The following is a 23,186-nucleotide window of genomic DNA, read 5'->3' as shown; positions in this document are numbered from 1 at the left end:
AACCCTACTATACACAGCCCCGCGGCCGGCGGGGATGGATTCAGCTAAGCCGAGGACTTGGGGCAAACCCAGGGTTTGCGCTAGGTGCGGGAACCGAACCCACATGGGCAGGGGCGTGGAGATAATGGATGAAAGAAGCCTTTGGCCCACGGGGCTTTTTCCCGCTTTACCCCTCGTGGGGGAGTTTTCTCCCGGCGTAAAAGGCCCAGGCGTAGAAAAAGGCCGCCAGGAGGAAGAGGCCAGAAAACCCCAGGCTGTCGGCCACCCACCCTCCCAGGACGGTGGCGAAGGCGAAGAGCCCAGCCACGGTGTTGGCCAGGCCGATGAAAGCGCTACGCTCCTCGGGTGGGGCCAGGTTCAGGAGGTAGGTGGTGGTGGAAAGCCCCAAGGCGGCCAGGTAGGCCCCCTGGAGGAGGAAGACCAAACCGAAGAGGTGCCGGGGTAGGAGAAGGGCCAGAAGGGGAGTGAGGAGGGCCAGGAAAGCCCCGGCCTGGAGCACCCCCTTGGAGCCCCGCTCCGCCAGCCTGGCCCAAAGCAGGTTGGAAAGGGTGAAGGAAAGGGCGTAAAGGGAGAGGTAAAGGCCCAGCTCCTGTCCCTGTCCCAGGGTGCGCACCGCATACACCGCATAAAAGGGCTCGGCCATCCCCGCAAGGCCCAGGAGAACCCGCACCCGGAGGTAGCGGCGGAAGCCTTGGTGCTGGAGGGGCAGGCGCAGGGAGATCCTTTCCTCCTTGGGGGGTTCTTCCGGCTCCCGGGTTAGGCCGAAAAGGTACCAGCCCATGCCAAAGGCCAAGGCTCCCAGGGCGAAGAGGAGGGCGTAGGGAAGGGGAAAGGGAAGGGGAAGGGCAAGGATTCCCCGGACCCCGAAGCCCGCCAGGAAGGCCAGAAGCCCTCCGATGAGGTTCCGGGCGGAGAAGAGGTGGGCCCGGCGCTCCACGGGCGTGGTCTTGGCCACCACCTCCCAGAAGGGGAGGCTACTGACCCCGGTGAAGAGGGCATTCAGGAGAAGGCCCGCGAGGAAGCCCGCAAGGAGGAGGTGGGGCCAGGGACCCAGGAAGAAGGTGGCCAGGGCCATGAGGATCACCCCGGAAAGCCTTAGGGCCGCCACCTTCCGGTAGAGCACGATCTTCCGGGGAAAGCGGGCCACGTAGGGGGCGAGGAAGGCCTGGGGGACCATCCCCCCTGCTTGGAGGAGGGCGGGGAGGAGGCCGATCAGGGCCCCGGGGGCCCCCAGCTTGGCGGCGAAGCTGGTGAGGACGATGTTGGGGTTCAAGAAGGTATCCCCCAGCCACACCAGCCAGCCGTTGAGCACCGCCAGGCGGTAGTTGCGTTCCCGGAGGTCTAAGATGGTGAGGATGCTGCTTCTTCCTTCCCTTGGGCCCTTCCACATCCTGCATCCACGCTACAACGCCGCCACGGTTTTGGCCCTTTTGGAAGAGGCCCGCCCCAAGGTTCTTTACCTGGCCTCCCACTCGCCAGAGGGCCTAAAGGATGGGCTTTGGCGGGAAGAGGACCCGCTCCTTTTCCACCTCCTTCCCTGGGCGGAGGAAAGGGGGATTCCCGTGGTGGCCCTGGATGAGGAGGCCCATCTAAGGGAGGAGGCCGAGGCCTTCCGTCAGGCCCTGGCCCAGCACCCCCTGGGAAAACCCCACCTAGAGCGGATGCACGCCTTTGACCAGGAGCTTTTGCAGCTCCTCAAGACCCCCCTTACCCCGGAGGTCCTGGGCTCCCAGGCCTTCCTGGACCATCTGGGCCAAATCTACGAGGGGTACGCCCAGACCTTCGGGGAAGGTCCGGCCACGGGATTCCGGGCCCGCCGCATGGAAAGGGTGGCGGAGGCTTTGAGGGGCCGGGAAGAGGTAGTGGTGGCGGAGCTTCTGGACTACCTCCTTCTGGCCAAGAGCTTTCCCGAGGCCTTGCCCAAGGCCCATGAGCCCACGGAGAAGGAACGCCAGAGGGCCCTTTTGGACCGGGCCTGGCAGCTTAGGGAGGAGGACGACTGGGCGGGGCTCTTGGAGGAGCTCTTCCAAATAGGGGATCCCGAGGCCCTGTACCTGGCGGCCCAGATCTACCTGGCGGCCGGGGAGTGGCAGGAGGCCTTAAGCCTCATGGAGGAGGTGTTCCGCATGGACTTCCAGCACCCCGGCTACCTGCCGGGCTACGTGCTGGCCCGCTTTGGCCAGCTATTGGACCTGGCGGGGGAGCGGGAAAGGGCTCTGAGGGCCTACCGGGGGGTCCTGGCCCTCTCCTGGGCCCCGGAGGAAGCCAGGACCCTCGCCTTGGCCGGGCTGAGGAGCCCTTTCCGGCTTCCCTAGCCCTCTGGGGCATTTGTCCCGGTGGCCCTTGTCTAAGATGGAACCATGGAGGTGGAGATTCGCCGTGCCCGCCACGCTGCGTACCTCCGCCTGGCCGCGGCCCACGCGGGGCCCCTGGGGCCTGCCCTTTTAGGGCATCCCGAGCTGGCTCCCCTGTACTCCAAGGCCTATGCGGCCTGTGGGGGTGCGGAGGGGCTTCCCTGTGCTGGGGTGGGGGGGGAGCCCAGGGTGTGCGTGGTGCGGCGGCTGGAGCACCTGGCCTACAGCGCCCTCCGCGGGGGAAAGCGCCGGCGGGAGCAGGAGAAGGCCATGGTGGAAGGGCTTCTGGTGTGCATGGGCCACCTGACCCGGGAGTTTCCCCCCGAGTTTACCCCCGTTCTCGAGGCCACCCGCAAGGCCCTGGAAAAGGACCTGGAGTATCTTCGCAAGGAGCTTGCTGAAAGGGAAACAAGCCGGGTTTCCTGAGGTGGGAAACCCGAAAGTGCAAAAGGCGCCCTCCTTTGGCCGGAGGGCGCGGAGTTTAAAGCAGGTGGTGCATCTTGCCCAAGATCAGCATCAGGGCCACGGTGCTGGCGGCCAGGACGATGAGTATCAACATAAAGAGGATAAAGCGCAGGTCAAAGGTTTCCCCCTCGGTGGTGAGCACGCGGGGGTTCAGGATCAGGTAGAAGAGCAGGGTAACCAGGGCGGCTCCCAAGGCAAACAGCGCGATGTACATCATATTCTTCCTCCTGTTACCAGAGGCTGAGAAGCGCCTCCAGGCTTGCCCGTAAGTTTACCAAACCCACCCCGTAGGTGGGAATCCCCAAGGCCAAGCCCACGCTTCCCCAATAGGGCCCTGGGCTTATGGGTAGCCCAAGGGGAAGAGGAGGGCTTTCCCAGGGCCCGTAGGCCCGCACCTCCTGGTAGGTGAGGCCCGTGGGCGCCTCCACCCGCAGGACCAGGGGTTCCTCCTCAGCTTCCAGGGGTTGCCAGCCCCTTGGGGTTTCCTTGGCTCCCGGGAAGCCTTGGCCAAGCCCCTCCCCGGGAAAGGCTAAGAGGAGGCGGTCTGGGCGGGTTTTTTCCAGGAGGTGGGCCAGGGGTGCCCGGGTGGGGCCGGAAAGGGGAAGGCCCTCTAAGGTGGGAGAGAGGGGCGAGGGATCCAGGGCCAGAAGGATCCGTCCCCGAAAAGAGAGGCCGTTTAGAGCCTGGAGCACGGCCAAGGCCTCCTCGTAGGGGGCGTGGAGGAGGTAGGTCCTTCCTCCTCGGCCGCCTTCCAGGTAGCAGTAAAGGGTGCCGAATTCGTCCAGTCCTGCCCGGAGGTGTTCCGAGAGGACCTCGAGGTCTGCGGAAAGCTGTTCCAGCAAGGAGGAAGCCATGTTCTCATGGTATCCTAAACCCCGTGCGCTACCTGGTCCTCTCCGACATCCACGGCAACTGGCCGGCCTTGCAGGCGGTCCTCGAGGCGGCCCCTTCTTTTGATGGGGTGCTCTTCCTGGGGGATGCGGTGGGCTACTATCCGGATGGGGACCGGGTGCTGGACTGGCTCATGGGGGTGGGGGCCCAGTGCGTCTTGGGCAACCACGATGCCTGGCTTCTGGCCCTGGACCGTTTGCCCCAGGAAGGGGTGGTCCTGGAGATCCTTTCCTGGCAGCGGAGGAGGCTTTCCCAAAGGCACCTGGATTTCCTCTCCTCCTGGCCCTGGCAAAAGGAGGTGGAGGGGGTGCTTTTGGTCCACGGCAGCCCCTGCGATCCCATGGAGTACCTGGATGCGCTGGAACTGGCCCGCCAGGCCTTCGCCTGTACGGACCACCGCCTCACCTTCCACGGGCATACCCACCTGGCCGGGGCCTTTTTGGAGCTTTCCGGACCCCGCCCCTGGGTGCGCTACCAGCGCCTGGCGGAAGGGGGTGAGCTGATCCTTCCCCCTGCGGTGCGGGCTCTGGTCAACCCAGGTTCGGTGGGCCAGCCCCGCGACCACGTGCCGGGGGCGGCCTTTGCCCTGTGGGAGGGGGACGGGATCACCTTTTTCCGGGTGGGGTACAACCTGGACCAGGTGGCCCAGCGCCTGGCGGAGGAGGGGTTTCCCGCGTGGCTCTACGAGCGTCTGACCCTGGGGGAATAATCGGCCACGAGGCCATTTTGGAGCTCCTACCCCGGCTTAGGGCCCACACCCTGCTTTTTTCCGGTCCCGAGGGAGTGGGCAGGCGCCGGGTGGCCCACTGGTACGCCTGGGGGCTCAACCGGGGGTTTCCTCCCCCCGCCTTGGGGGAGCATCCCGACCTTCTGGAGATAGGTCCCCCGGAGCGGGGTTTGAAGGGGCGGGTGGAGATCCGCCTCGAGGAGGTGGAACCCCTTTTTGAATGGTTCGCCACCCACCCCCGGGAGCGGGTCAAGGTGGCCATCCTGGACTCGGCCCACCTCCTCACCGAGGCGGCGGCCAACGCCCTTTTGAAGCTTCTGGAGGAACCTCCCTCCTACGGGCGCATCGTCCTCATCGCCCCAAGCCGCGCCACCCTGCTTCCCACCTTGGCCAGCCGGGCCCTGGAGGTGGCCTTTGCCCCTGTTCCCGAGGAAAGGCTATACCCCCTGACCCAAGACCCGGAGCTTCTGGCTTACGCCGGCGGGGCTCCAGGCCGGCTCTTAAGGGCTCTGGCCGACCCCACTGCCTTTCGCGCCCGCATGGAGAAGGCCAGGGAGGTGGGTGGCGCCTCCTCCTGGCGGCGGTTTGCCCTCCTGAAGGAGCTCTTCGCGGACGAGGAAGGGATTTTCGCCCTTTATGTCGCCTTCCGCCACCGTCCGCAGGCGCTTCTGGCCCTCGAGGCCGCCTGGGAGGCTCTGGAGCGGTATGTGAGCCCGGACCTGGTCCTGGCCCGATTGGCCTTAGACTTGGAAACATGACCGTGGGCGTTCGCCTGCACGCCGATCTGCGCAAAGCCCGCACCCCTGTCCTGCGCTACTTCCGTTTCCAAGGGGATCCCCCACCCCTGGAGGCGTATGTGGTGGTGCGCACCAGCCGGGGCCTGGAGGTGGGCAAAGTGCGCACCCCGCCCCGCAAGGAGAAGGAGGCCGGGGAGGTGGTGCGCCTGGCCACCAAGGAGGATCTGGACCTGGCCTCGAGGCTCCGGGCCAGGGCGGAGGAGGCGGCCTTTTACCTGCGGGCCCGCCTTCAGGAAGAGGGAGTGAGGGCCAAGGTCCTGGGGTGCGACTTCACCCTGGATGGCCGGCACCTTTCCGTGCACTACGCCGCGGAGGAGCGGGTGAACCTCAGGCGTTTTACCCGGGAACTTGCCGAGCGCTTCGGGGCCCGGGTGGAGTTTTTGGCCGAAGGACCCAGGGAGGAAGCCGCCTACTTGGGGACCCTGGGGGCCTGCGGGATGGAAAGTTGCTGCTCCACCTGGCTACAGGGTTTCGCCCAGGTTTCCATCAAGCTGGCCCGCGACCAGGGGCTTCCCCTGAACCCCGAGAAGATCTCCGGCCCCTGTGGAAGGCTTCTTTGTTGCCTGGCCTACGAGCACCCCGTGTACCAGGAGCTTCTCTCGGAGCTTCCCCGCAAAAACGCCAGGGTCTGCACCAAGGAGGGGGTGTGCGGCAAGGTGCAGAAGGTGAACCCCTTGAAGGGGACGGTGGAACTCCTCCTGGAGGAGGGGAAGACGGTGGAGGTGCCCAAGGAAGAGCTGGCCTAGGATGACCCAGGCCCAAGCCTTTGCCCTTTTGGTTCGCCGGATCACCTTAAACCGCCAGGGCACCGAGGCCCAGGTGTTCCTGGGGTACCCTGGGGAAGAGGGCTTTTTGTATCTTCGCTCCGATGGCTTTGCCCACTTTGCTCAGGGCTTGGCCAGGGAAGAGGTGGTGGACTTTCTCTTGGGCAAGGGTTATGTGACCCTGCGCTTCCAGGATGGGAGCACCCTCACCCTAAGCCGCCGCTTCGGGCAGTTGGCCAAGTCCTTGGGCCCTTGAGCCTACTTCTCGTAGGGCCTTCCCACCGCCGCCGGGGGTCGGCTCTTGCCCATGAAGCCCGCCAGCACCAGAACGGTGACCACGTAGGGGAAGGCCTGCACCAAGACCGCAGGCAGGATCTCCGTGCCCTGAAGCTGGATGGCCAAGGCGCTGGCGAAGCCGAAGAGCAGGGTGGAGAAAAGGATACCCAAGGGGTGCCACTTCCCGAAGATCATGGCTGCCAGGGAGATGAACCCCATTCCCGCCGACATGCCCCGCACGAACTGGTTGAGGAAGCCGATGGCCAGATAGGCCCCGGCGAGGCCGGCCAAAACTCCGGAGAGCACCACCCCGATGTAGCGCATGCGGTACACGTTGATCCCCAGGGTGTCGGCGGCTTCGGGATGCTCGCCCACGGCCCTGAGGCGCAGGCCGAAGGGGGTCTTGAAGAGGACCCACCAGCTTAGGGGGACCAGGAGGAAGGCCAGGTAGACCAAGGGGGAAAGGGCAAAACCCTCGGAGCCCCAAAGGGGCAGGCGGTTTACCACCTCCTTGGAGTTGGTGGCGTTGCCGTAGAAGTAGGTGAGCACCAGGCTGGGGGCTCCCAGGGCCAGGAGGTTGATGGCGGTGGCGCTGATGATCTGGTCGGCCCGGTATTTGATGGAGACCACCGCATGCACCAGGGCCACCAGCCCTCCCACCAGCATGGCGCTTAGGACCCCAAGCCAGGGAAGCCAGGGATGGGGGCCGGGGCCTAAGGTGTGTTCCACCCTTTCCACCACCACCGCGGCGGTGAGGGCTCCGAAGAGGATGATGCCCTCGAGGGCGATGTTCACCACGCCGCTTCGCTCGGAGAACATGCCCCCCAAGGCGGTGAGCAAAAGGGGCGTGGTCTGGCGCAGGGTGGAAAAGAAGAGGGCGATCCAAAAGGCAGCGTCCAGGTTCATGGGGTCTCCTCCCTTTCCTCTCGCTTTCGGCTTTCTTCCCTAAGCTCCACCTCGGCTGCTCGCAGGGGGTCGGTGAAGTAGCGGGGCAAAAAGCCCCCTGCGGCGATGAAGAGCACGATCAAGGCCTGAAGCACCGCCACCAGTTCCCGGCTGATGCCGAGCTGCAGGTTCACCTGCAACCCCCCGGTGAGGAGGATGCCGAAAAGCCAGGCGGCGAGGCCCACCCCCAAGGGGGTGTTCTGGCCCATCAGGGCCACGGCGATGCCGTCAAAGCCCACGGAATAGGGAAGGGATTGCTTCAGGCGGTACTCGTCAATCCCCCCGCCCAGCACGTAGTGGGTGGCGGCCAGACCCGCCAAGGCCCCTGCCAGAAACATGATGAGGACCATCTTCCGCCCGGCCAGCACCCCCCCGTACTCCGCCGCCTTGGGGGCCAGGCCCATGGCCCTAAGCTCGTACCCTCCCACGGTGCGGAAGACGTAGAAGTGGAAGAAGAGAAGGGCCAAAAGGGCCAAAAGGAAGGCCCCGTTGAGCCGCACCGAGGTGAGGTCGGGGCCGAAGTTCACCGCAGGCCCCGGAAGAAGGCCCCCCACCAAGTACCCCACCACCCCGGCCAGGGGGCCCAGGAGCACCCGGTGGCCCAGGCTTTTCCTGGTAAGGAAGTAGCCCAGGAAGCCCAGGAGGAGGGCCAAGGGCAGGGCGAAGGAAAGCTCCCCCCCTGGGGCCAAAAGCTCGGTCCAGTGGGGGATGCGGGCCTCTGGTCGGATCTCGTAGCTCCGGGCCTCGTATCCGGGGTACTTGAAGGGAAGGTACAGGGTGTTGCCGAAGAACTTGTACTCGTTGGAGGAGATAAGGAAGAGGAAGAGGCTTGCGGCGATGTAGTTCAGCATGATGGTGTTGATCACCTCGTGGGCTCCGAAGCGGGCTTTAAGCCAGCCGGGCAGGGCACCCCATAGCCCCCCGGCCAAACCGGCGGCCAGGATGGCGAGGGGCAGTACCAGCCACCTGGGCCCTGGCAGGTACACCCCCACCAGCATGGCGGCGATGGCCCCCAGGATGAGCTGCCCCGGGGCCCCGATGTTGAAAAGCCCCCCGCGGAAGCCTAAGGCCACGGCTAAGCCGGTGAAGATCAGGGGAGTAGCCAGGAGGAGGCTTTGCAGGAAGCCCGAGGGGTTGACCAAGGGGCTATAGAGGAGCTGGTAGGTGTAGGTGATGAGGTCCAGCTTCAGCATCCAGGCTTCCCTTAGGGTCTGGGCTTCCCCCGGTGCCCTCTTCATCACCGCCACGATGACGCCGCCCAACAAGGAGGCCAGGAGGAGGGAGAAGAGGGGCACCACCACCCCCCGGCGGCGCACCAGAAAGGCCACCCCTCCAGGGGAGAAAAGCCGGGCCAGAAGGAGGAGGTAGAGGCTATAGGCCAAGGTGGCGTAGCTGCCAAGCCCCAGGCTGTACCGCCTGAGGATGGGCCTTTCCGCACCCGCGTTCACCTGGGCCACGCTGGCTTGGAAGAGAAGGTAGGTGAGGAGGAAGAGGCCCAGGCCCAGGATCCCCATGAGGAAAAGCTTCCGGGCGGGCTTGGGAGTCCAGGCCAGGACCAGGGTGAAAGCCAGCCAGGCCAGGGAGGGATAGAAGACACCCCAAAGCCAGCCGTCCCCGTAGCCCGGGGGCAAGGTTCCCTGGGGGAGATGGTGGCCGAAGGGGCTTAGAAGCACGCCTTCCCCGCCAAAAAGACGATGGGGTACCGCCCAGGGCGCCAGGTACCAGAGAAGGAGGAGAACCCCTCCCCCCAGGGCCACCAGGATTCCCAGGCGCTTACGGTCCTTCCACACGCCCACGATTGTACCCTAGTCCCGTAGGTCTACGGCCCCGGGCCGTGCTAGACTTCTTTCGTGGAGGTTTCTCCCCGGGAAAAGGCCGAGCGGGTGCGGCGCATGTTTGCGGAGATCGCTCCCCGCTACGACCTTTTGAACCGGCTTCTTTCCTTTGGCGCCGATCTTCGCTGGCGCAGGCGGGCGGTGGCCCTGGCTTTGGAAAAAAATCCCGGGCGCATCCTGGACCTGGCCACGGGTACGGGAGACCTGGCCCTTATGTTGAAGAGGAAGGCGCCCACGGCTCAGGTGGTGGGGGCGGACTTCGCCCTGCCCATGCTGGAGATCGCCCGCAGGAAAGCCCGGGCGCAGGGCCTTGCGGTGGAGTTTCTGGAAGCCGATGCCCTGTCCCTGCCTTTTCCCCAAGGGAGCTTTGAGGCCATCACCATCGCCTTCGGTTTCCGCAACTTCGCCGACTACCGTAAGGCTCTTTTCGAGCTCCGCCGGGTCCTGGCCCCGGGGGGGCGGCTGGTCATCCTGGAGTTTCCCCCGCCTCCCAGGGGGGTCTTTGGCCTGGTTTACCGGGTTTACTTCCAGAGGCTTCTTCCCTTCCTGGGGGGGGTGATCTCGGGTAGCTTCGGGGCCTACCGCTACCTGCCGGAAAGCGTGGAGGCCTTTCCCCCGCCGGAAGCCTTAAAGGGCATGATGGAGGAGGCGGGCTTCAAGGTGCGCTACGAACTCCTTACCTTCGGGGTGGCGGCCATCCACGTGGGGGACTTAGAGGCCTGAGGCCTCCCTTAGCTCCTCATCGGTGGGGATGCGCCCCCTTTTCAGGTTTTCCACCAGGTAGCGGCTCATCTGGCCCAGGGCGTCCCGCACCCGGCGCCATTCCTCCACGGGTTTCCCCGAGGGGTCGGGGAAGGAGACGTGGCGCTTTTCCGTCTTGGCCGGGTAGGCGGGGCAGGCCTCCTTGGCGGCATCGCACACGGTGAGAACCAGGTGGAAGTTCCAGGGATCGGGGAGCTCAAAAAGGGTTTTGGAGAAGTGCCCCGTGGGGTCAATCCCCACCTCGGCCATCGCCCTCTTGGCCTCCTCCTTGACGAAGGTCTTTTCCGTGCCGGCGGAGTGGACCTCGAGGTCCACTCCCATTTCCCTGGCCCAGTGCCGGAGCCAGCCCTCCGCCATCTGGCTGCGGGCGGAGTTGTGGGTGCAAAGAACCAAAAGGCGCATCCTATAAACCTGACCTTCCCCAGGTCAGGGGACGGTCAGGAAGGTGCCCGGCTGGGCTAGGCAAGCCTCCTCTCCAGCTCCTCCACCTTCTCGGCCAGAACCGCAAACCCCCTTCGCCAGAAGGCGGGGCTTTCCAGGTCAAAGCCGTAGCGGGCCGCCAGCTCCTTGGCCCGGTACATGCCCGAGGTGGCCAGAAGCTCCTCGTAGCGCCCGGCAAAGCCCGGGTCCTCCTTGGCCTCCTGGTACACGGCCAAGCCGAAGAGGAGGCCGAAGGTGTAGGGGTAGTTGTAGAAGTCGGAGCCGTAGTAGTGCCCCTTCACCGCCCACATGTAGGCATGGTGGGTGGCGAGGACCTCCCCGTAGGCCTCCTTCTGAGCCTTCAGCATGAGCTCCTTGAACTCCCTGGGGGAAAGCTCCCGGGCCTTCCTTCCCTCAAAGACCCAGGACTCAAAGAGGAAGCGGCTATAGATGTCCACCACCACCTGGGCCGCTCCTTGCAGGTAGGCGTCCAGGATGAGAAGCCCCTCTTCCGGGGAGACTTCCTTAAGGGCCGCCTCCACCACCAGGGTTTCGTTCATGATGCTGGCGGTCTCCGCCAGGGTCATGGGCACCTCCCGCAAGGAGGCGGGCACCCGGGCCAGGGCGAAGTTGTGGTAGGCGTGGCCCAGCTCGTGGGCCAGGGTGGAAACCGACTCAAAGCTTTCCTCGTAGTTGGCCAGGATGAGGCTTTTTCCCCCGCCCCTTCCCATGCAGTAAGCCCCGCCGATCTTGCCCTTGCGGGGCAGGAGGTCCATCCAGCGCTCTTGGAATGCGGTTTCCGCCACTTTAGCGGCGTTCGGGACCAGGGTGGCGAGCTTTTCCCGGATGAAGTCCCGGGCCTCCTCCAGGCTCCAGCGCCGGCCCTTTCCGATGGGGGCAAAGAGGTCCCACCAGTCCAGCCTTTCCTTGCCCAGAGCCTTGGCCTTCAGGAGGTAGTAGCGGTGGAAGAGGGGAAGGCTTTCCCGTACCGCTTCCAGGAGGGCCATGAGGGCCTTCCGGGTGATGCGGTTTCGGTGCAGGCTGGGCTCGAGGTCATCCCGGTAGCCCCGCCTGCGGTTCAGGACAGAGGCTTCCCCCTTGACCCCGTTTAGGGCGTAGGCCAGGGGCACCTCGTGGCCTTCCCAGGCTTTGAGCTCCGCCTGGTAGGCCTTCTTGCGCACCTCCTCCTCGGGGCGGAAGTAGAGGTTCCGCACCTGGGTGATGGGCAACTCCTCCCCGTCCACTACCGCGGTGATCTGGCTGGTGAGGTTCTCGTGGAGCTTGGACCAGGCCTGGCGTCCGGAGAGGGATAGTTCCGCCGCCAAGACCTCCTCTCCTTCGGGCATCATGTGCAGGGCTTCCTCCCGGGCCTCCTCCACCAGGATGCGGTAAGGCCCCGCCTCCTCGGGGTCCTGCAGGGCCAGGTAGCGGGTGAGGCGGGGCCTTAGGCGGGCGAAGTCCAGGAAGAGCACCTCCAGCTCGGAGAGCTTGGCCAAGGCGGCCTCGTCGGTGGTGTCGGCGGTGAAGCGGGCGTAGAGGTAGGCCCAAAGGGGGGTGGATTCCTCCAAAAGGGCGTCCAGGGAGGCCAGGACCTCCTTTAGAGGGGCTTGTTGGTCCACCTGCTCCTTGAGCTGACCAATCCGCTTCCTCACGCCTTCCCAGGCTGCCTGGAACTCGGGGCTTTCCAGGCCGGGGAAAAGGGGGGTTAGATCCCACGTGGTTTCCATGGCCCCACTATACCTGACCCGCGGGTCAGCCGTGGTATACTCTGGCTTCGTGGAGGGTTTTCCCGTATCCGTACCCATACAGGTGCGCTTCCGCGACCTGGATGCCCTGGGGCATGTGAATAACGCGGTCTACCTCACCTACTTTGAGGTGGCCCGCGCCGCTTACTTCCAGAGATTGGAAAGGGACTGGGTGGAGAAGGGGCATTTCATCCTGGCCCGGGCGGAGGTTGATTTTCTGAAGCCCGTTTTCCTCGAGGATCCCGTGGAGGTGGGGGTGCGGGTGGTGCGCATCGGGCGGAGTAGCTTTGACATGGAGTACCTCCTCCTGGCCAGGGGGGAGGAGGCTGCTCGGGGCAAGACGGTCCAGGTTTGGCTGGAAGGAGGCAGGCCTGCTCCTTTGCCCCCGGTCATCCGAGGGCGCATAGAGGCCCTGGAAGGCCGTTCCTTCTAGCCCTTCAGCACCACCACCGTGACCCCATGCCCGCCCTCGTGGGGAGGGGCGTCGGCGAAGGTTTCCACCCGTTTGTCCCGCCTTAGGGCCTCGCGGATGGCCTGCCTTAGGGCTCCGGTACCCTTGCCGTGAAGGAGGCGCAGGGTGGGGAGGCCCAAGGCGCGGGCCTCCTCCAGGGCGGAGGCCACCTCCAGGAGGGCTTCCTCCACGGTAAGCCCCCTGAGGTCCACCTCCTTCACCTCCCTTCGCGGTTTTAGGCCGATGGCCTTTGGGGTTTCCTGGGCCTTAAGGGGGGTGAGCTCCTTGGCCTTCACCGTCATCTTCACCGGGCCCACCTGGACCAGGGCTTCCTCTCCCCTTAGCTCCAAAAGCCTTCCCTGACGCCTCAGGGAGGGGATCTCCACCATCTGTCCCGCCTCGAGGCCCCTAGGCACCTCCCAGGCACCCTTGGGCGTGGCCCTGGCATACCTTTCCCTCAGGGCCAAAAGCTCCCGCAGGGCGTCCTTTTTCCCTTGGGTTTTGGCCTTTTCCTTGAGGGATTTGAGCTCGGCCTCCACCTTTAGGAGCTTCTGGCGGATCTCCTCCTCCAGGGCCTTGAGCCTTTCCGAGCGCTCCTCCTCAAAACGGGCTTCCCGTTCCTCCAGCCGCTTCCTTAAGGCTTCCACCTGGGCCATCTGGGAGAGGAGTTGGTTTCTTTCCTCCTCCAGGCGTAACCTTTCCGCCTCCAGCTTCTCCAGGAGGGCTTCCAGCCTTCCCCCCTGGGGCAGAAGGCTTTCCGCCCGCTTCAGCACCGCCTCGGGCAGGGAAAGCCTCCTGGCGATGGCTAGGGCGTAGCTCCGCCCAGGCACCCCCAGGACCAGCTCGTAGGTGGGGCGCAGGCCCTCCAGGTCAAAGCGCATGGAGGCGTTTTGGATGCCCGCTCGCCCCTGGGCGAAGGCCTTCAGGGGGGAGAGGTGGGTGGTGACCAGGCCCTTGACCCCTTTTTCCAGGAGGGCTTCCAGGATGGCCTGGGAAAGGGCGGCTCCCTCCTCGGGGTCGGTGCCGCTACCCAGCTCGTCGATGAGGACCAGGCTTTGGGCCGTGGCGCTTTCCAGCATCTCCTTGAGCCTTCTTAAGTGTCCGGCGAAGGTGGAAAGGTTTTCCTGAAGGGATTGCTCATCGCCGATGTCGGCGAAGACCCTGTCGGGCCAGGCCAAGGTGGCCTTCTTGGCCGCCACGAAAAGCCCCGACTGGGCCATGAGCACCGCAAGGCCCAGGGTTTTTAGGAGGGCCGTCTTTCCCCCCATGTTGGGGCCGGAGATGAGGATGAGGCGCTTTTCCCCGTCCAGGGCCAGGGAGTTGGGGACGGGATTGGGGATGAGGGGGTGGAAGGCTTGGAAAAGCTCGTAGGCTTCCCCGAAGCGGGGCCGGCTAAGCCCGAAATCCCGGGCCAGGGCTGCCTGGGCCTGGACGAGGTCCAGAAGGCCCAGGGCCTTAAGGGTGCCGGACAGTTCCTCATCGGCCGCCAGGGCCTCGGAAAGCTCCCGTAGGATGCGGTTTACCTCCTCCTCCTCCTGAAGGCGCAGGGTTTGGAGGCGGTTATTGAGCTTCACCACGGAAAGGGGTTCTATGAAAAGGGTGGCCCCGGATTCGGACTCATCCAGGAGAAGGCCGGGAATCCTTTGGGCCATCCCCGCGCGCACGGGGATACAGTAGCGCTCGCGGCGCAGGGTGACGAACCGGTCCTGGATCGCCTCGGGGTGGCGGTCCATGAGGGCGTAGAGTTTGTCCAGGATCTGTTGGCGCAGGGGCTTGAGTTCCCGGCGGATGGCGAAAAGCTTGGGGCTTGCCTCATCCCGCACGGCTCCTTCCTCGTCCAGGGCTTTCCTGATCTTGGCGAGGAAGGCCCCGTGGTCCCCGATGCCCGCCGCCACCTGGCTCAGGAGGTTTTGTAGGGGAAGAAGCTCCTCCTTGAGGGCTATGGCCTCCTCCAGGGCCTGGGCTCCTTTAAGGAGCTCGAGGCCCGAAAGCCTGGCCCCGCCTTGGGCTTTTTGGTAGGCTTCCTCGAGGGCCCCCGCCTCGGGAAGGGTGTAGGGATAGGCTAAGGCCTCCTGGGTTAGCTGGTGGCGCCTTTCCGCCTCCTCCTGGGAGAGGGGGACAAGGGCCAAGGCCAGCCTTCGCCCCAAGGGGGTCTTGGCCCTTTCCGCCAGGAGGGCGCGGACCTTGGGGAACTCCAGGACCTCGAGGACATCCCGCACAAAGGTCCAGTATACCGGGAAACCCTAGCGTCTCAACAGGCGCAGAAGAAGGGAGAAGGCCACCTGGCCACCTGGGCCCAGGGCCTTTTCCAGAAGTAAGCCTACCCGGCCCAGCCGTCCAAGGGTAGGAGGGAAAGAAGCCCAGCGAGGAGGGAGAGGAGCCGCCTGCGCTCCTCTGGGGTAAGGTTTCCCCAGCGGGCCTTGGCCTCCTGGAGCAAGGCGGCAAGCCGCCTGCGGAAGCCAGGAGTCATGGGGTCTTCCCCACCCTGGCGCAAGCCAGGGTGGGGTGGTATTAGGGTTTCCATCCGCACCAAGAGGCCTCCTCCAGTTGGGGAAGCCTCTTTGGGTTGGACCCGGGGCTTGCCCACCCGGCGCGCCTTTGGGCCAAACCGCTTAAGCCGCATGGGTTTCCATTATAAGGGCTGGAAGAGGAGGTAAGTGGCCTCCACTTCCCCTTCCACCTCTCTTTCCGTCAGCAGGTCCAGCCCCCGGGGGAGGGTGAGCCTGGTCCCCTTTGGGGCGAAAAAAGCCCAGACCTCCTGGCCCTGGTAGCGCCTTTTGAAGGCCAACACCTCCTTGTCGGCCCTCGAGGGTAGAAGCCCCCCCAGGCGGAGGACGGGGTGGGTGCGTTTGAGATGGACAAGCTTCCCAATAAACCCCAGCACTTCCCGGTTCCACCGCTTTTCCTCCCAGGGGAAGGGAGCCCGGCAGTAGGGATCCCCTTGCCACTTTGCGTAGGGGTTGGGTTGGGAAAGGCCCACCTCATCCCCGTAGTAGATGGCGGGGCTTCCCGGGAAGGCGAAGAGGAGGGCATAGGCTAGCTTGAACCGTTCCCCATCCCCCTTAAGCCGCCAAAGGGCGCGGGGGATGTCGTGGGAGGAGAGGAGGGTGTACATGCTGTGCCGAAGCTGCACGGGCAGGGCCTGGTAGTGGTCCCAGAGGACCCGCCAGGTCTCCTGGGCGTCCAGGTGGACAGGCCTTCCGTGCACATCCCTTCCCGAAAGCCACTCCATCACGGGGTGGGCGAAGCCCGCATAGTGCATGGCCCCGTCCAGGGTATGGGCCCTTAGGGTGGGGATGGCGTCGTAGGAAAGTTCCCCGAAGACTACGGCCTCGGGTCTTTCCTCCTTAGCGGCCCGGGCTAAGACGCGAAGCCAGCGGGCGTTCTTGCGGTTGGTCCCCCCTTCCCCGATGGAGTGGGCCACATCCAGCCGGAAGCCGTGGGCCAGGCGCATCCAGTAGCGGATGGGGGCTCTTGGCCCATGGACGAAGCGCTCCTGGGTGAGGGGGGAGGCATAGTCCAGCTTGGGCATGGACTTTACCCCCCAGAAGGTGGCGTAGGAGCCATCGGGGTAAAAGGTGAACATGCTCCGCTCTGGGCTTTCCGGGTCCTTTAGGGCCCTTTGAAACCAGGGGTGGGTGGCTCCCACATGGTTGAAGACGCCATCCAGCACCAGGCGCATGCCCCTCTTTTCCAAAGCCTGGAAGAGGGCTTCCAGGGCTTCCTCGCCTCCCAGGTGGGGGTCCACCCGCAGGTAGTCTTCCGTGTCGTAGCGGTGGCTGCTTGGGCTTTGGAAGATGGGGGTTAGGTAGAGGGTTTCCACCCCCAAGGCCTCCAGGTAAGGGAGGGCTTCCAGGATCCCCCAGAGATCCCCCCCGTAGAACTCCCAAGCCCCTTCTGGGCCCGGGGGTTCGTTCCAGGCCTTCTTGCGGATGGGCCTGCCCATGAGAAGCCATTCCCCATCCTTGGGGGCAAGCTCCTTTCGCCCCTGGCGGAAGCGGTCGGGGAAGATCTGGTAATACACGGTGCCCAGGGCCCACCAGGGGGGAAGGGATCCCGCCAGGAGGTGGAAGAAACGGTCGTAGCGGGGAAGGGTTTTTTCCAGGCCGTGGCTGCCCAAGAAGCCTTCGGGCAGGAGGAAGCAGTAGCGAAAGGGGCTTACGTGCACGGGAACCCGCACCCTTAGGCCCCCCTTGGCCGGTTCCATGGGTTTTTTGTGGATCTCCCCGTCCTTTTCGTAAAGGAGGAGCCCTTCCTCGGCCTCAGTTTCCAGGTAGAGGGTCACCTCCTCTCCCAGCTCGGGCAGAGGGGGATGGATGTGCTCGAGGTCGTGGTAGTGAGCCATAGGGCTACTCCTTCACCGCTCCTGCGGTGTACCCGGAAACGAAGTACTGCTGGAAGCCGTAGAAGAGGAAGAGGATGGGCAGGGAACCGAGGACGCTGGCGGCGGCGAAGATCCCCCACTTGGTCTGGAACTGGCCGGTGGTGAAGCTCCTGAGCCCCACGCCCACGTTCCAGCTTTCCACCCCGGTGAGGACCAGGTTGGCCAAGACGAACTCCGAGTAGGTGCCCACGAACTGCAGGAGGAAGACGAAGACGAACATGGGGGCGGAAAGGGGTAGGAGGATTTTGGTGAAGACCTGCCACTTGGTGGCCCCATCCACCATGGCCGCCTCCTCGAGGCTCGGGCTGATGCTTTCCAGGTACCCCTTGTACACCCAGGTGCCGAAGCTGATGATCCCCCCAGAGTAGGCCAGCACGAGCCCGGTAAAGGTGTTCAGGAGGTCTAGCCGCGAGAGCAGGTAGTAGATGGCCACCAGGGCCAGAAATCCGGGAAACATCTGCACGAAGATGAAGAAGAGGAGCACGGGGTAGCGGCCGGGCAGGTGGCGGAAGCGGGCGAAGGCGTAGCCCGCGGTGGCGGTGAGCAACACGGCGAGGAGTCCCGTGAGCCCGGAGATGAGGAAGGTGTTGCGCACCCAGAGCAGGAACTTGGCCTCGGTGCCTTGTCCGGTGAACTGCCTGGGGGAAAGGGTGAGGGCCAAGGCGAAGACCGCCAGGGCCAGGAGGAGGAGGAGCCTTCCTTGCCAGAAGTCCATCCAGTCCTCCGGGGTTAAAAGCCGCCTCAGGAGGCCGATGAGGGCCACACCCAAGAGGGCGAGCCCCCCGAGGAGGAGAAGGCCCACCTGGTAGGGGTAGAGCACCACCCCCTCCACCAACTTGGCGTAGTTTTCCAAGGAGGGCTCGGGCACGTAGGGGATGACCTTGGCGTCCAAAAGCAAAAAGCCCGTATCCGGCCTGCGGAAGCTGAAGAGGTTGTTGGTGGGGTCAAAGCTGGCGGCCACCACCTGCACCACGGGGTAGTAGACGAGGAGGATCAGGATCCAGAGGAAGAGGTGGGTCACCCCCTGCCAGAAGAGGGGCCAGGGGCTTCGCTTGCGCCCTTGGATACGGTTGGCCAAGGCGGTGTGAATCACGCTGTAAAGGAGAAGCAGGAGGACCAGGCCCAGAAGGATGCCCAGGGCATAGGCCCAGCCGTAGGGCACGAAGACGCTGCCGAAGGCCACCTGCTTGCGGTAGGAACCCGCGTCAAAGAGCCGGTTTAGGGCAAACCAGTAGACCCCGTAAAGGGCGAGGCCCACGAGGAGGAAGGCCAGAAGCCGCCGCACCTACTTCACCTCCCTCAGGGCTCCGGTGATGCGGAAGTTCACCAGGCTGATGGCCACGGTGATGGCGAAGATGAGGAGGCTGATGGCCGCCCCCAGGCCATAGGCCGACTGCCCCTCGGCGCTGAAGGCGGTTTTGTAGGCCCAGGAGATCAGGATGTCCGTGGCCTGGGCCGTGGCCAAGCGGCCTTCCTGGGCGGGGCCTCCGCCGGTAAGGAGGTAGATGATATAGAAGTTGTTGAAGTTGAAGGCGAAGGAGGAGAGGAGGATGGGCACCATGGGTTTTTCCAGAAGGGGAAGGGTGATGCCCCATAGAGCCTGCCAGGGAGTGGCCCCGTCCACCTTGGCGGCCTCGTAGAGCTCGTCGGGGATGGTGGAAAGAGCCCCCAAGGTGGCGGTCATCATGTAGGGGAAGCCGAGCCACAGGTTCACCAGGAGGATGGCCACCTTGGCCCAGTCGGGGTCGTTGAGCCAGGGGATGGGGTAGATGCCCAGGACCCCCAGGAGGCGGTTGATGGCCCCGAAGTTGTAGTTGAGGAGGGCCACGAAGACCTGAACGGTGATCACCCCCGGAAGGGCCCAGGAGATGATGAGGACCGTGCGGTAGAAGTTTCGGAGCTTGAGGCCCTTGTTGTTGAGAATGAGGCCCAAAATAAGGCCCAAAAGGGCGTTGAGGAGCACCGTGCTGGCGGCGAAAACCACGTTCCAGAGGAAGACGGGAAGGAGGGCCTGGTTCGCCTGGGAGAGGATGAAGGCGAAGTTCTTCAGGCCCACGAAGCGGAAGGCGTTCACCTTGGCCACAAAGGCGGCCTGAAAGGGCGGGGTGCGGTCTAGGACCAGGGTGTTTCCCTCAGCCTCGAGGATCCTGGCCCGGGCCCGGTGCCCCTCGCTGTAGACCTCCACGGGTTCCCCTTCGCAGGGGTTGCAGCGGAGAGCTTCCGTAGCCGGTTCCTCCAGGATGAGCTTAGGGCCTTCCTGCTTCAGTACCCGGGTTTCCGTGGAGCGATCGGGGAAACCGTTTTTCCGCCCCGAGTAGTCGGTGAAGGCCAGGTAAACCGTGAGGGCGATGGGGTACAGGGTGAAGACCAGGAGGAAGGAGAGCGCAGGGAGGAAATAGTACCAGTCGGTGAGCCAGGGAAAGAGGCGCCCGATCAGGATGGCTCCCGGTACCAGCACCAAAAGGGCCAGGACCAGGATGGTCCAGCCCGGAGGGGCCAGGTAGACCTCGAGGGCCAGATATCCCAGGATGCCCACCCCTGTGGACAGGATCAGGAGGCCCAAAAGCAAGGACAGGGCCAGGAGAAAACCCTTAAGGCCAGGAGGGTGTTTCATGGCTTAAAGATACGCCCCCCACGGGGGAAGGAGGTCCCATGGGGGGCCGACATGCCATTGAGTCCTATCAACGGAGACTTGGGGAGGTTTGCCGGGGTCCCTGCCCTGGCGGCAGCCAGGGTGGGGCGGTATTACCTCCCGATGCCCTTCTTGATCTCGGCCACCATGTCCTCCACGATCTTCTTCAGGTTGGAGTCGGGCCGCTGGATGGCCAGGTTGATGGCGTTGGCCCACGGACCCCATACCTTGCCCATCTCAGGGATGTTGGGCATGGGGGTACCCAGGGGAAAGACCCGGGAGAAGCCCGCCACCACGGGGTCTTTTTCCAGGGCCTTCACGGCGCTCTTGGACACGGGGATGCGGCCGCCTGCCTGGTTGAAGGAAACCAGGTTCTTGCCGGTGACCAGGGTCTTGGCGAAGTTGACCGCGGCGGTCTTGTTCTTGGAGTAGGCGTTCACCGCCACCCCCTGCACTCCCAGGAAAGGCCCCCAGGGGTTCTTGGCCCCGGGCGGGGTGGGGAAGGGGGCGATCCCGAAGTCAATCTTGGCCTTCTTGTAGTCGCCTAAGGCCCAAGGGCCGTTGAGGATCATGGCCAAGGCCCCGTCCTTGAAGGCGCCGTCCGCCACGCCGTAGTCCACCCCTTCGGGCACCAGGTTGTACTTGAAGCGCAGGTCCTTGATGAACTGGAGGGCCTTTTCCCCTACTTCCCCGCCTATCAAGAGCTTGGAGGGGTCCAGGTTGCCCCGGGCGTCCTTGGCGAAGACGTTGTTCGCCCCAAAGGCCCGGAAGAAGCCGAAGTTGAAGTAGGGATCGCCGATGTTATACAGGAAGCCGAAGGTGGAACCGGTGGTGAACTTCTTGGCCAGGGCCAGGAACTCCTCCCAGGTCTTGGGGGGTTCTTTTACGTACTTCTTGTTGTAGATGAGGGCCAGACTCTCGGCGAAGGCGGGAAGGCCCATGAGCTTGCCCCCAAAAGTGAAGGCCTCCACCGCCACCTCCTGGAGGTCGGCGAGGTAGCTTTGCGTCACGTACTTGCCCATGGGCTCCAGCACCCCGGCCCGGGCCATCTCCCCCAGCCAGTCGTGGGGCACGGTGACCAAGAGGTCTGCCGCCTGCCCCTGGGGGGCGCCCAGGATAAACTTCTGCTTGATGTCCCCGAAGGGGACCTCCACCACCTCCACCTTGGTGCCGGAGGTCTTCTCGTAGGCCCGGGCCTGGGCCTTGAGCCACTCCAGCTCCGGGCCGCCAAAGTGGGTCCACACCGTGATCTTCCCCTGGGCAAGGGCCAAGGAGAGGCCAAGGGCTAAAACCGCCAGCGTTTGCCTCATATCCCACCTCCAGGCGCGGGGTAGCGTTTCCGCTTAACTTTTTTTCCGCGCCCTACAGGCTGAGTATACTCCTGCTTTCCCGGGACGCAAGTTCCCCCTAATAGAGGGCCCGCACCACCTCAAAGGCGATGAGGGCCAGGACCACCACCTCCACCGCCTGGGTTCTCAGGTGCACCACCTCCTCGGTGACCATCTCGTAGGTGGCCTCGAGGACCCTAAGCTTCTCCTCCAGGCTCCGTTCCAGCTCGTGGGCCCCGTAAAGCTCCAAGGCGGCCCGGTAGATCTTGGCGTAGAAGAGGTCCTCGGTGATGCGCAAGGCCCCCTCCATGCGGGCGCGCACGTCGGCGATCTCCGCATGGCGGGCCATGAGGCGCCGCCTAAGGCGCTGGAGCTTGCCATAGCCCCAAAGCCCCCGGTGCCTCAGCACCTGGGGAACGGCTTCCAACTCCTGGGTGAGGACCCCGTCGTAGTAGGAAAGCTCCAGAAGCTGGGCGTGCACGAACTCCACCAGGTCGGCCACGTCCCAGATGCCCTCGGAGTCCAGGATGAAGACCCGGTCAAAGCCCAAAAGGGCCAGGTCCTCGGTGGAGTAGCTGTAGCGGTAGCGCTCCATCTCCCGCCGGACCTCGGGGGCGAACTCCTCCCTGGCCCCCATCCAAAGGGGGGTGAGGTCCACAGGGGGGGCGTGGGCCTTTTCCCCTTCTATCCCCAGGGCGTGGTAGACGGTGAACTCCTCGCTCAGGCGCTTTTTCTCGGGGTGGAGGAGGGCGCCTTGCAGGTAGGGCTCGAGGGCCAAAAGCTCCGCCAGAAAAAACCCTTCCCAGAAGGGAAGCTCGGGCAAGGCCAGGGCCTTTTCCAGAAAGGCTTCCCAGGGCACCTTCTCCCCCAGGTGCACCCGGAAGGAAAGGGAGGCCACCCCAAACTCGTAGAGCCGGGCGGTGAGGAGGCCGGAGATTCCCTCCACGCTCCTCACCCCAAGCTCCAGCTGCGCCGGGGGGTTTTCGAAGCGCACCGCCCCCAGCCGGGGCCGGGAGAGGCGAAGCCTGGGGGTGGCCAGGCGGGAGAGGTCTATCTCGTCCGCCAGGTCGTAAAGGCGATAGAGGGCGATGTGGGGTGAGAGGAGGTTCATGGAGAAAGAGCCTCATTCCAGCTTGGAGATCTCCCGGGGTGGGGGCCCGTGTTCATAGGCTTTCAGGAGGGCCCTTATAGCCTGGCCCCGGTGGGAGTAGCGGGCCTTTTCCTCCAAGGACATCTCCGCAAAGGTTTTCCCGGCCTCCGGCACGTAGAAGAGGGGGTCGTACCCAAAGCCCCCTTCCCCCCGGGGGGCCTCGAGGATGTACCCCTCCACCTGTCCCTCGTAGGTTTCCACATGCCCGTCGGGGTAGGCCAGGACCAGGACCGCCACGAAGCGGGCCCTGCGCTCCTCGCCTTTTAGGTGGCGCATCCTCTCCAGGAGGTAGACGTTCCGCTCCTTATCGGTTTCCCTCCCCCCATAGCGGGCGGAGTAGACCCCCGGCTCCCCCCCCAGGGCGGGCACCACCAGGCCCGAGTCGTCAGCAAGGGCGGGCAGGCCCGTGGCCTTGGCCACGTAGGCGGCCTTGAGGAGGGCGTTTTCCAGGAAGGTGGCGCCTTCCTCCTTGGGCATGCGCAGGGGAAAGTCGGCCAGGGAAAGAAGAGTCCAGCCCAGAGGAGCCAGGCCCTTCTTAAGCTCCCGCACCTTCCCGGGGTTGCTGGTGGCCAGGACCAGGCGCATCCCTTCTAGGATACTCCCTTAAGGGCCTGGACCACTTCCTCCGGGGAATCCAGTGGGGTAAGGAGGGCAAGGTCTTTGGGATCGATGGCCCCTTGTTCTTTCAGAGACTCCATCCAGCTCAGAAGCCCTTGCCAGTACCCCCGGTCCAAGGCGAAGACGGGGAAGGGGTGGACCTTCTCCGTCTGGATGAGGACCAGGACCTCGGAGAGCTCGTCCAGGGTGCCGAACCCCCCGGGCAGGAAGACGAAGCCCACGGCGTAGCGCACGAAAAGCACCTTGCGCACGAAGAAGTAGCGCAAGGTCAGGGCGTGGGTCTGGTAGGGGTTGGGCTTCTGCTCGTGGGGAAGCTCGATGTTCAGGCCCACGCTCACCCCGCCCGCCTCAAAGGCCCCCCGGTTCACCGCCTCCATCACCCCGGGGCCGCCTCCCGTCACCACGCCGAAGCCTGCTTCCGCTAATGCCCTTCCCAGGCGGTAGCCCAGGGTGTAGGCGGGGTGGCCCTCCCCAAAGCGGGCGGAGCCGAAGACGGAAACCAAGGGCACCTCTATCTCCGAAAGGGTTTCAAACCCCTCCACGAACTCCGCCAGGATGCGGAAAAGCCGCCAGGCGTCCTCGTGGTGAAGCTGGTCTATCAGGGGCTTTTTGGGCATCACAGCTCCTCCAGACTCACCTGCT

General features: G+C 64.7%; 24 protein-coding genes. 8 read left to right on the top strand and 16 right to left on the bottom strand.

The features are described 5' to 3' along the window. Nucleotides 1-166: 166 nt before the first annotated feature. Nucleotides 167-1,390: an MFS transporter gene (locus F604_RS0102890; RefSeq protein ID WP_019550350.1), complete on the bottom strand. Its 1,224-nt coding sequence runs from the start codon at nt 1,388-1,390 to the stop codon at nt 167-169. On the opposite strand from F604_RS0102890, the gene F604_RS0102885 reads away from it, so the two are divergent. Further along, complete coding sequence (locus F604_RS0102885; RefSeq protein ID WP_019550413.1) at nt 1,356-2,315, top strand: tetratricopeptide repeat protein; 960 nt, start codon at nt 1,356-1,358, stop codon at nt 2,313-2,315. The two genes, F604_RS0102890 and F604_RS0102885, sit on opposite strands and share 35 nt — an antisense overlap. 45 nt (nt 2,316-2,360) lie before the next feature. Next, entirely contained in the window at nt 2,361-2,780 is a 420-nt protein-coding gene (locus F604_RS0102880; protein WP_019550349.1) for a hypothetical protein, read from the top strand. Nucleotides 2,781-2,835: 55 nt separating this feature from the next. Here F604_RS0102880 and F604_RS0102875 read toward each other — a convergent pair whose 3' ends face one another. Then, nucleotides 2,836-3,036, bottom strand: a complete 201-nt coding sequence (locus F604_RS0102875) for a hypothetical protein (protein WP_019550348.1) — start codon at nt 3,034-3,036, stop codon at nt 2,836-2,838. A 13-nt stretch (nt 3,037-3,049) separates the two neighbouring features. Further along, a complete protein-coding gene (locus F604_RS0102870) occupies nt 3,050-3,673 on the bottom strand; it encodes a hypothetical protein (protein WP_019550347.1) in 624 nt (207 codons plus the stop codon). Nucleotides 3,674-3,696: 23 nt separating this feature from the next. On the opposite strand from F604_RS0102870, the gene F604_RS0102865 reads away from it, so the two are divergent. Genes F604_RS0102865 through F604_RS0102850 form a run of 4 tightly spaced genes read left to right on the top strand, consistent with a single transcriptional unit; the run spans nt 3,697 to nt 6,254 of the window. Further along, complete coding sequence (locus tag F604_RS0102865) at nt 3,697-4,419, top strand: metallophosphoesterase family protein (protein WP_019550346.1); 723 nt, start codon at nt 3,697-3,699, stop codon at nt 4,417-4,419. Then, nucleotides 4,386-5,195, top strand: a complete 810-nt coding sequence (locus F604_RS0102860; protein WP_019550345.1) for a DNA polymerase III subunit delta' — start codon at nt 4,386-4,388, stop codon at nt 5,193-5,195. Before F604_RS0102865 ends, F604_RS0102860 begins: the two co-directional genes overlap by 34 nt. Further along, nucleotides 5,192-5,980, top strand: a complete 789-nt coding sequence (locus F604_RS0102855) for a PSP1 domain-containing protein (RefSeq protein WP_019550344.1) — start codon at nt 5,192-5,194, stop codon at nt 5,978-5,980. Before F604_RS0102860 ends, F604_RS0102855 begins: the two co-directional genes overlap by 4 nt. Before the next feature lies 1 nt (nt 5,981). After that, entirely contained in the window at nt 5,982-6,254 is a 273-nt protein-coding gene (locus F604_RS0102850; protein WP_019550343.1) for a hypothetical protein, read from the top strand. A gap of 2 nt (nt 6,255-6,256) precedes the next feature. Here the strand turns inward: F604_RS0102850 and F604_RS0102845 are convergent, their stop codons facing one another. Together F604_RS0102845 and F604_RS0102840 are read right to left on the bottom strand one after the other, a co-directional pair. After that, complete coding sequence (locus F604_RS0102845; protein WP_019550342.1) at nt 6,257-7,180, bottom strand: ABC transporter permease; 924 nt, start codon at nt 7,178-7,180, stop codon at nt 6,257-6,259. Beyond that, nucleotides 7,177-9,009 carry an ABC transporter permease gene (locus tag F604_RS0102840; RefSeq protein ID WP_155984146.1) on the bottom strand — a complete coding sequence of 611 codons (1,833 nt, stop codon included), beginning with the start codon at nt 9,007-9,009 and terminating at the stop codon, nt 7,177-7,179. The genes F604_RS0102845 and F604_RS0102840 overlap by 4 nt, the downstream gene beginning before the upstream one ends. A gap of 60 nt (nt 9,010-9,069) precedes the next feature. Here F604_RS0102840 and ubiE point away from each other — a divergent pair, with 60 nt between their 5' ends. Beyond that, nucleotides 9,070-9,777: a bifunctional demethylmenaquinone methyltransferase/2-methoxy-6-polyprenyl-1,4-benzoquinol methylase UbiE gene (gene ubiE, locus F604_RS0102835; protein WP_019550340.1), complete on the top strand. Its 708-nt coding sequence runs from the start codon at nt 9,070-9,072 to the stop codon at nt 9,775-9,777. On the opposite strand, the gene F604_RS0102830 is transcribed toward ubiE, so the two are convergent. Then, nucleotides 9,766-10,218 (bottom strand): arsenate reductase ArsC, encoded by a 453-nt coding sequence (locus F604_RS0102830; protein WP_019550339.1) that lies wholly within the window; start codon nt 10,216-10,218, stop codon nt 9,766-9,768. The genes ubiE and F604_RS0102830 overlap by 12 nt on opposite strands. Nucleotides 10,219-10,274: 56 nt before the next feature. Continuing rightward, on the bottom strand, nt 10,275-11,963 hold the full coding sequence (locus F604_RS0102825) for a M3 family oligoendopeptidase (RefSeq protein ID WP_015718207.1): 1,689 nt from the start codon (nt 11,961-11,963) through the stop codon (nt 10,275-10,277). A 49-nt stretch (nt 11,964-12,012) separates the two neighbouring features. On the opposite strand from F604_RS0102825, the gene F604_RS0102820 reads away from it, so the two are divergent. Beyond that, complete coding sequence (locus F604_RS0102820; protein ID WP_015718206.1) at nt 12,013-12,414, top strand: acyl-CoA thioesterase; 402 nt, start codon at nt 12,013-12,015, stop codon at nt 12,412-12,414. Here F604_RS0102820 and F604_RS0102815 read toward each other — a convergent pair. From F604_RS0102815 to F604_RS0102775, 9 genes are all read right to left on the bottom strand, one after another. Next, nucleotides 12,411-14,651, bottom strand: coding sequence for an endonuclease MutS2 (locus tag F604_RS0102815; protein ID WP_026328930.1), 2,241 nt, complete (start codon nt 14,649-14,651; stop codon nt 12,411-12,413). The genes F604_RS0102820 and F604_RS0102815 overlap by 4 nt on opposite strands. A 101-nt stretch (nt 14,652-14,752) precedes the next feature. Next, on the bottom strand, nt 14,753-15,055 hold the full coding sequence (locus tag F604_RS11830) for a hypothetical protein (RefSeq protein WP_248644112.1): 303 nt from the start codon (nt 15,053-15,055) through the stop codon (nt 14,753-14,755). 9 nt (nt 15,056-15,064) lie between these two features. Next, nucleotides 15,065-16,777 (bottom strand): glycoside hydrolase family 13 protein, encoded by a 1,713-nt coding sequence (locus tag F604_RS0102805; RefSeq protein ID WP_019550336.1) that lies wholly within the window; start codon nt 16,775-16,777, stop codon nt 15,065-15,067. 4 nt (nt 16,778-16,781) lie between these two features. Then, a complete protein-coding gene (locus tag F604_RS0102800; protein WP_019550335.1) occupies nt 16,782-18,101 on the bottom strand; it encodes a sugar ABC transporter permease in 1,320 nt (439 codons plus the stop codon). After that, nucleotides 18,102-19,430, bottom strand: coding sequence for an ABC transporter permease subunit (locus tag F604_RS0102795; RefSeq protein ID WP_019550334.1), 1,329 nt, complete (start codon nt 19,428-19,430; stop codon nt 18,102-18,104). Nucleotides 19,431-19,561: 131 nt separating this feature from the next. Further along, on the bottom strand, nt 19,562-20,758 hold the full coding sequence (locus tag F604_RS0102790; RefSeq protein ID WP_019550333.1) for a sugar ABC transporter substrate-binding protein: 1,197 nt from the start codon (nt 20,756-20,758) through the stop codon (nt 19,562-19,564). Nucleotides 20,759-20,855: 97 nt separating this feature from the next. Beyond that, complete coding sequence (locus tag F604_RS0102785) at nt 20,856-21,887, bottom strand: RMD1 family protein (protein WP_019550332.1); 1,032 nt, start codon at nt 21,885-21,887, stop codon at nt 20,856-20,858. Nucleotides 21,888-21,899: 12 nt separating this feature from the next. After that, complete coding sequence (locus F604_RS0102780) at nt 21,900-22,511, bottom strand: XTP/dITP diphosphatase (protein WP_019550331.1); 612 nt, start codon at nt 22,509-22,511, stop codon at nt 21,900-21,902. A gap of 5 nt (nt 22,512-22,516) precedes the next feature. Next, entirely contained in the window at nt 22,517-23,161 is a 645-nt protein-coding gene (locus F604_RS0102775) for an LOG family protein (RefSeq protein WP_019550330.1), read from the bottom strand. Between the last annotated feature and the right edge of the window lie 25 nt (nt 23,162-23,186).

Origin of the sequence: Thermus scotoductus DSM 8553 (genome assembly GCF_000381045.1) — a bacterium.
Classification (GTDB): Bacteria; Deinococcota; Deinococci; order Deinococcales; family Thermaceae; genus Thermus; species Thermus scotoductus.
The sequence above is the reverse complement of the archived record's forward strand: the minus strand, read 5'-3'. Positions and strand labels throughout refer to the sequence as shown.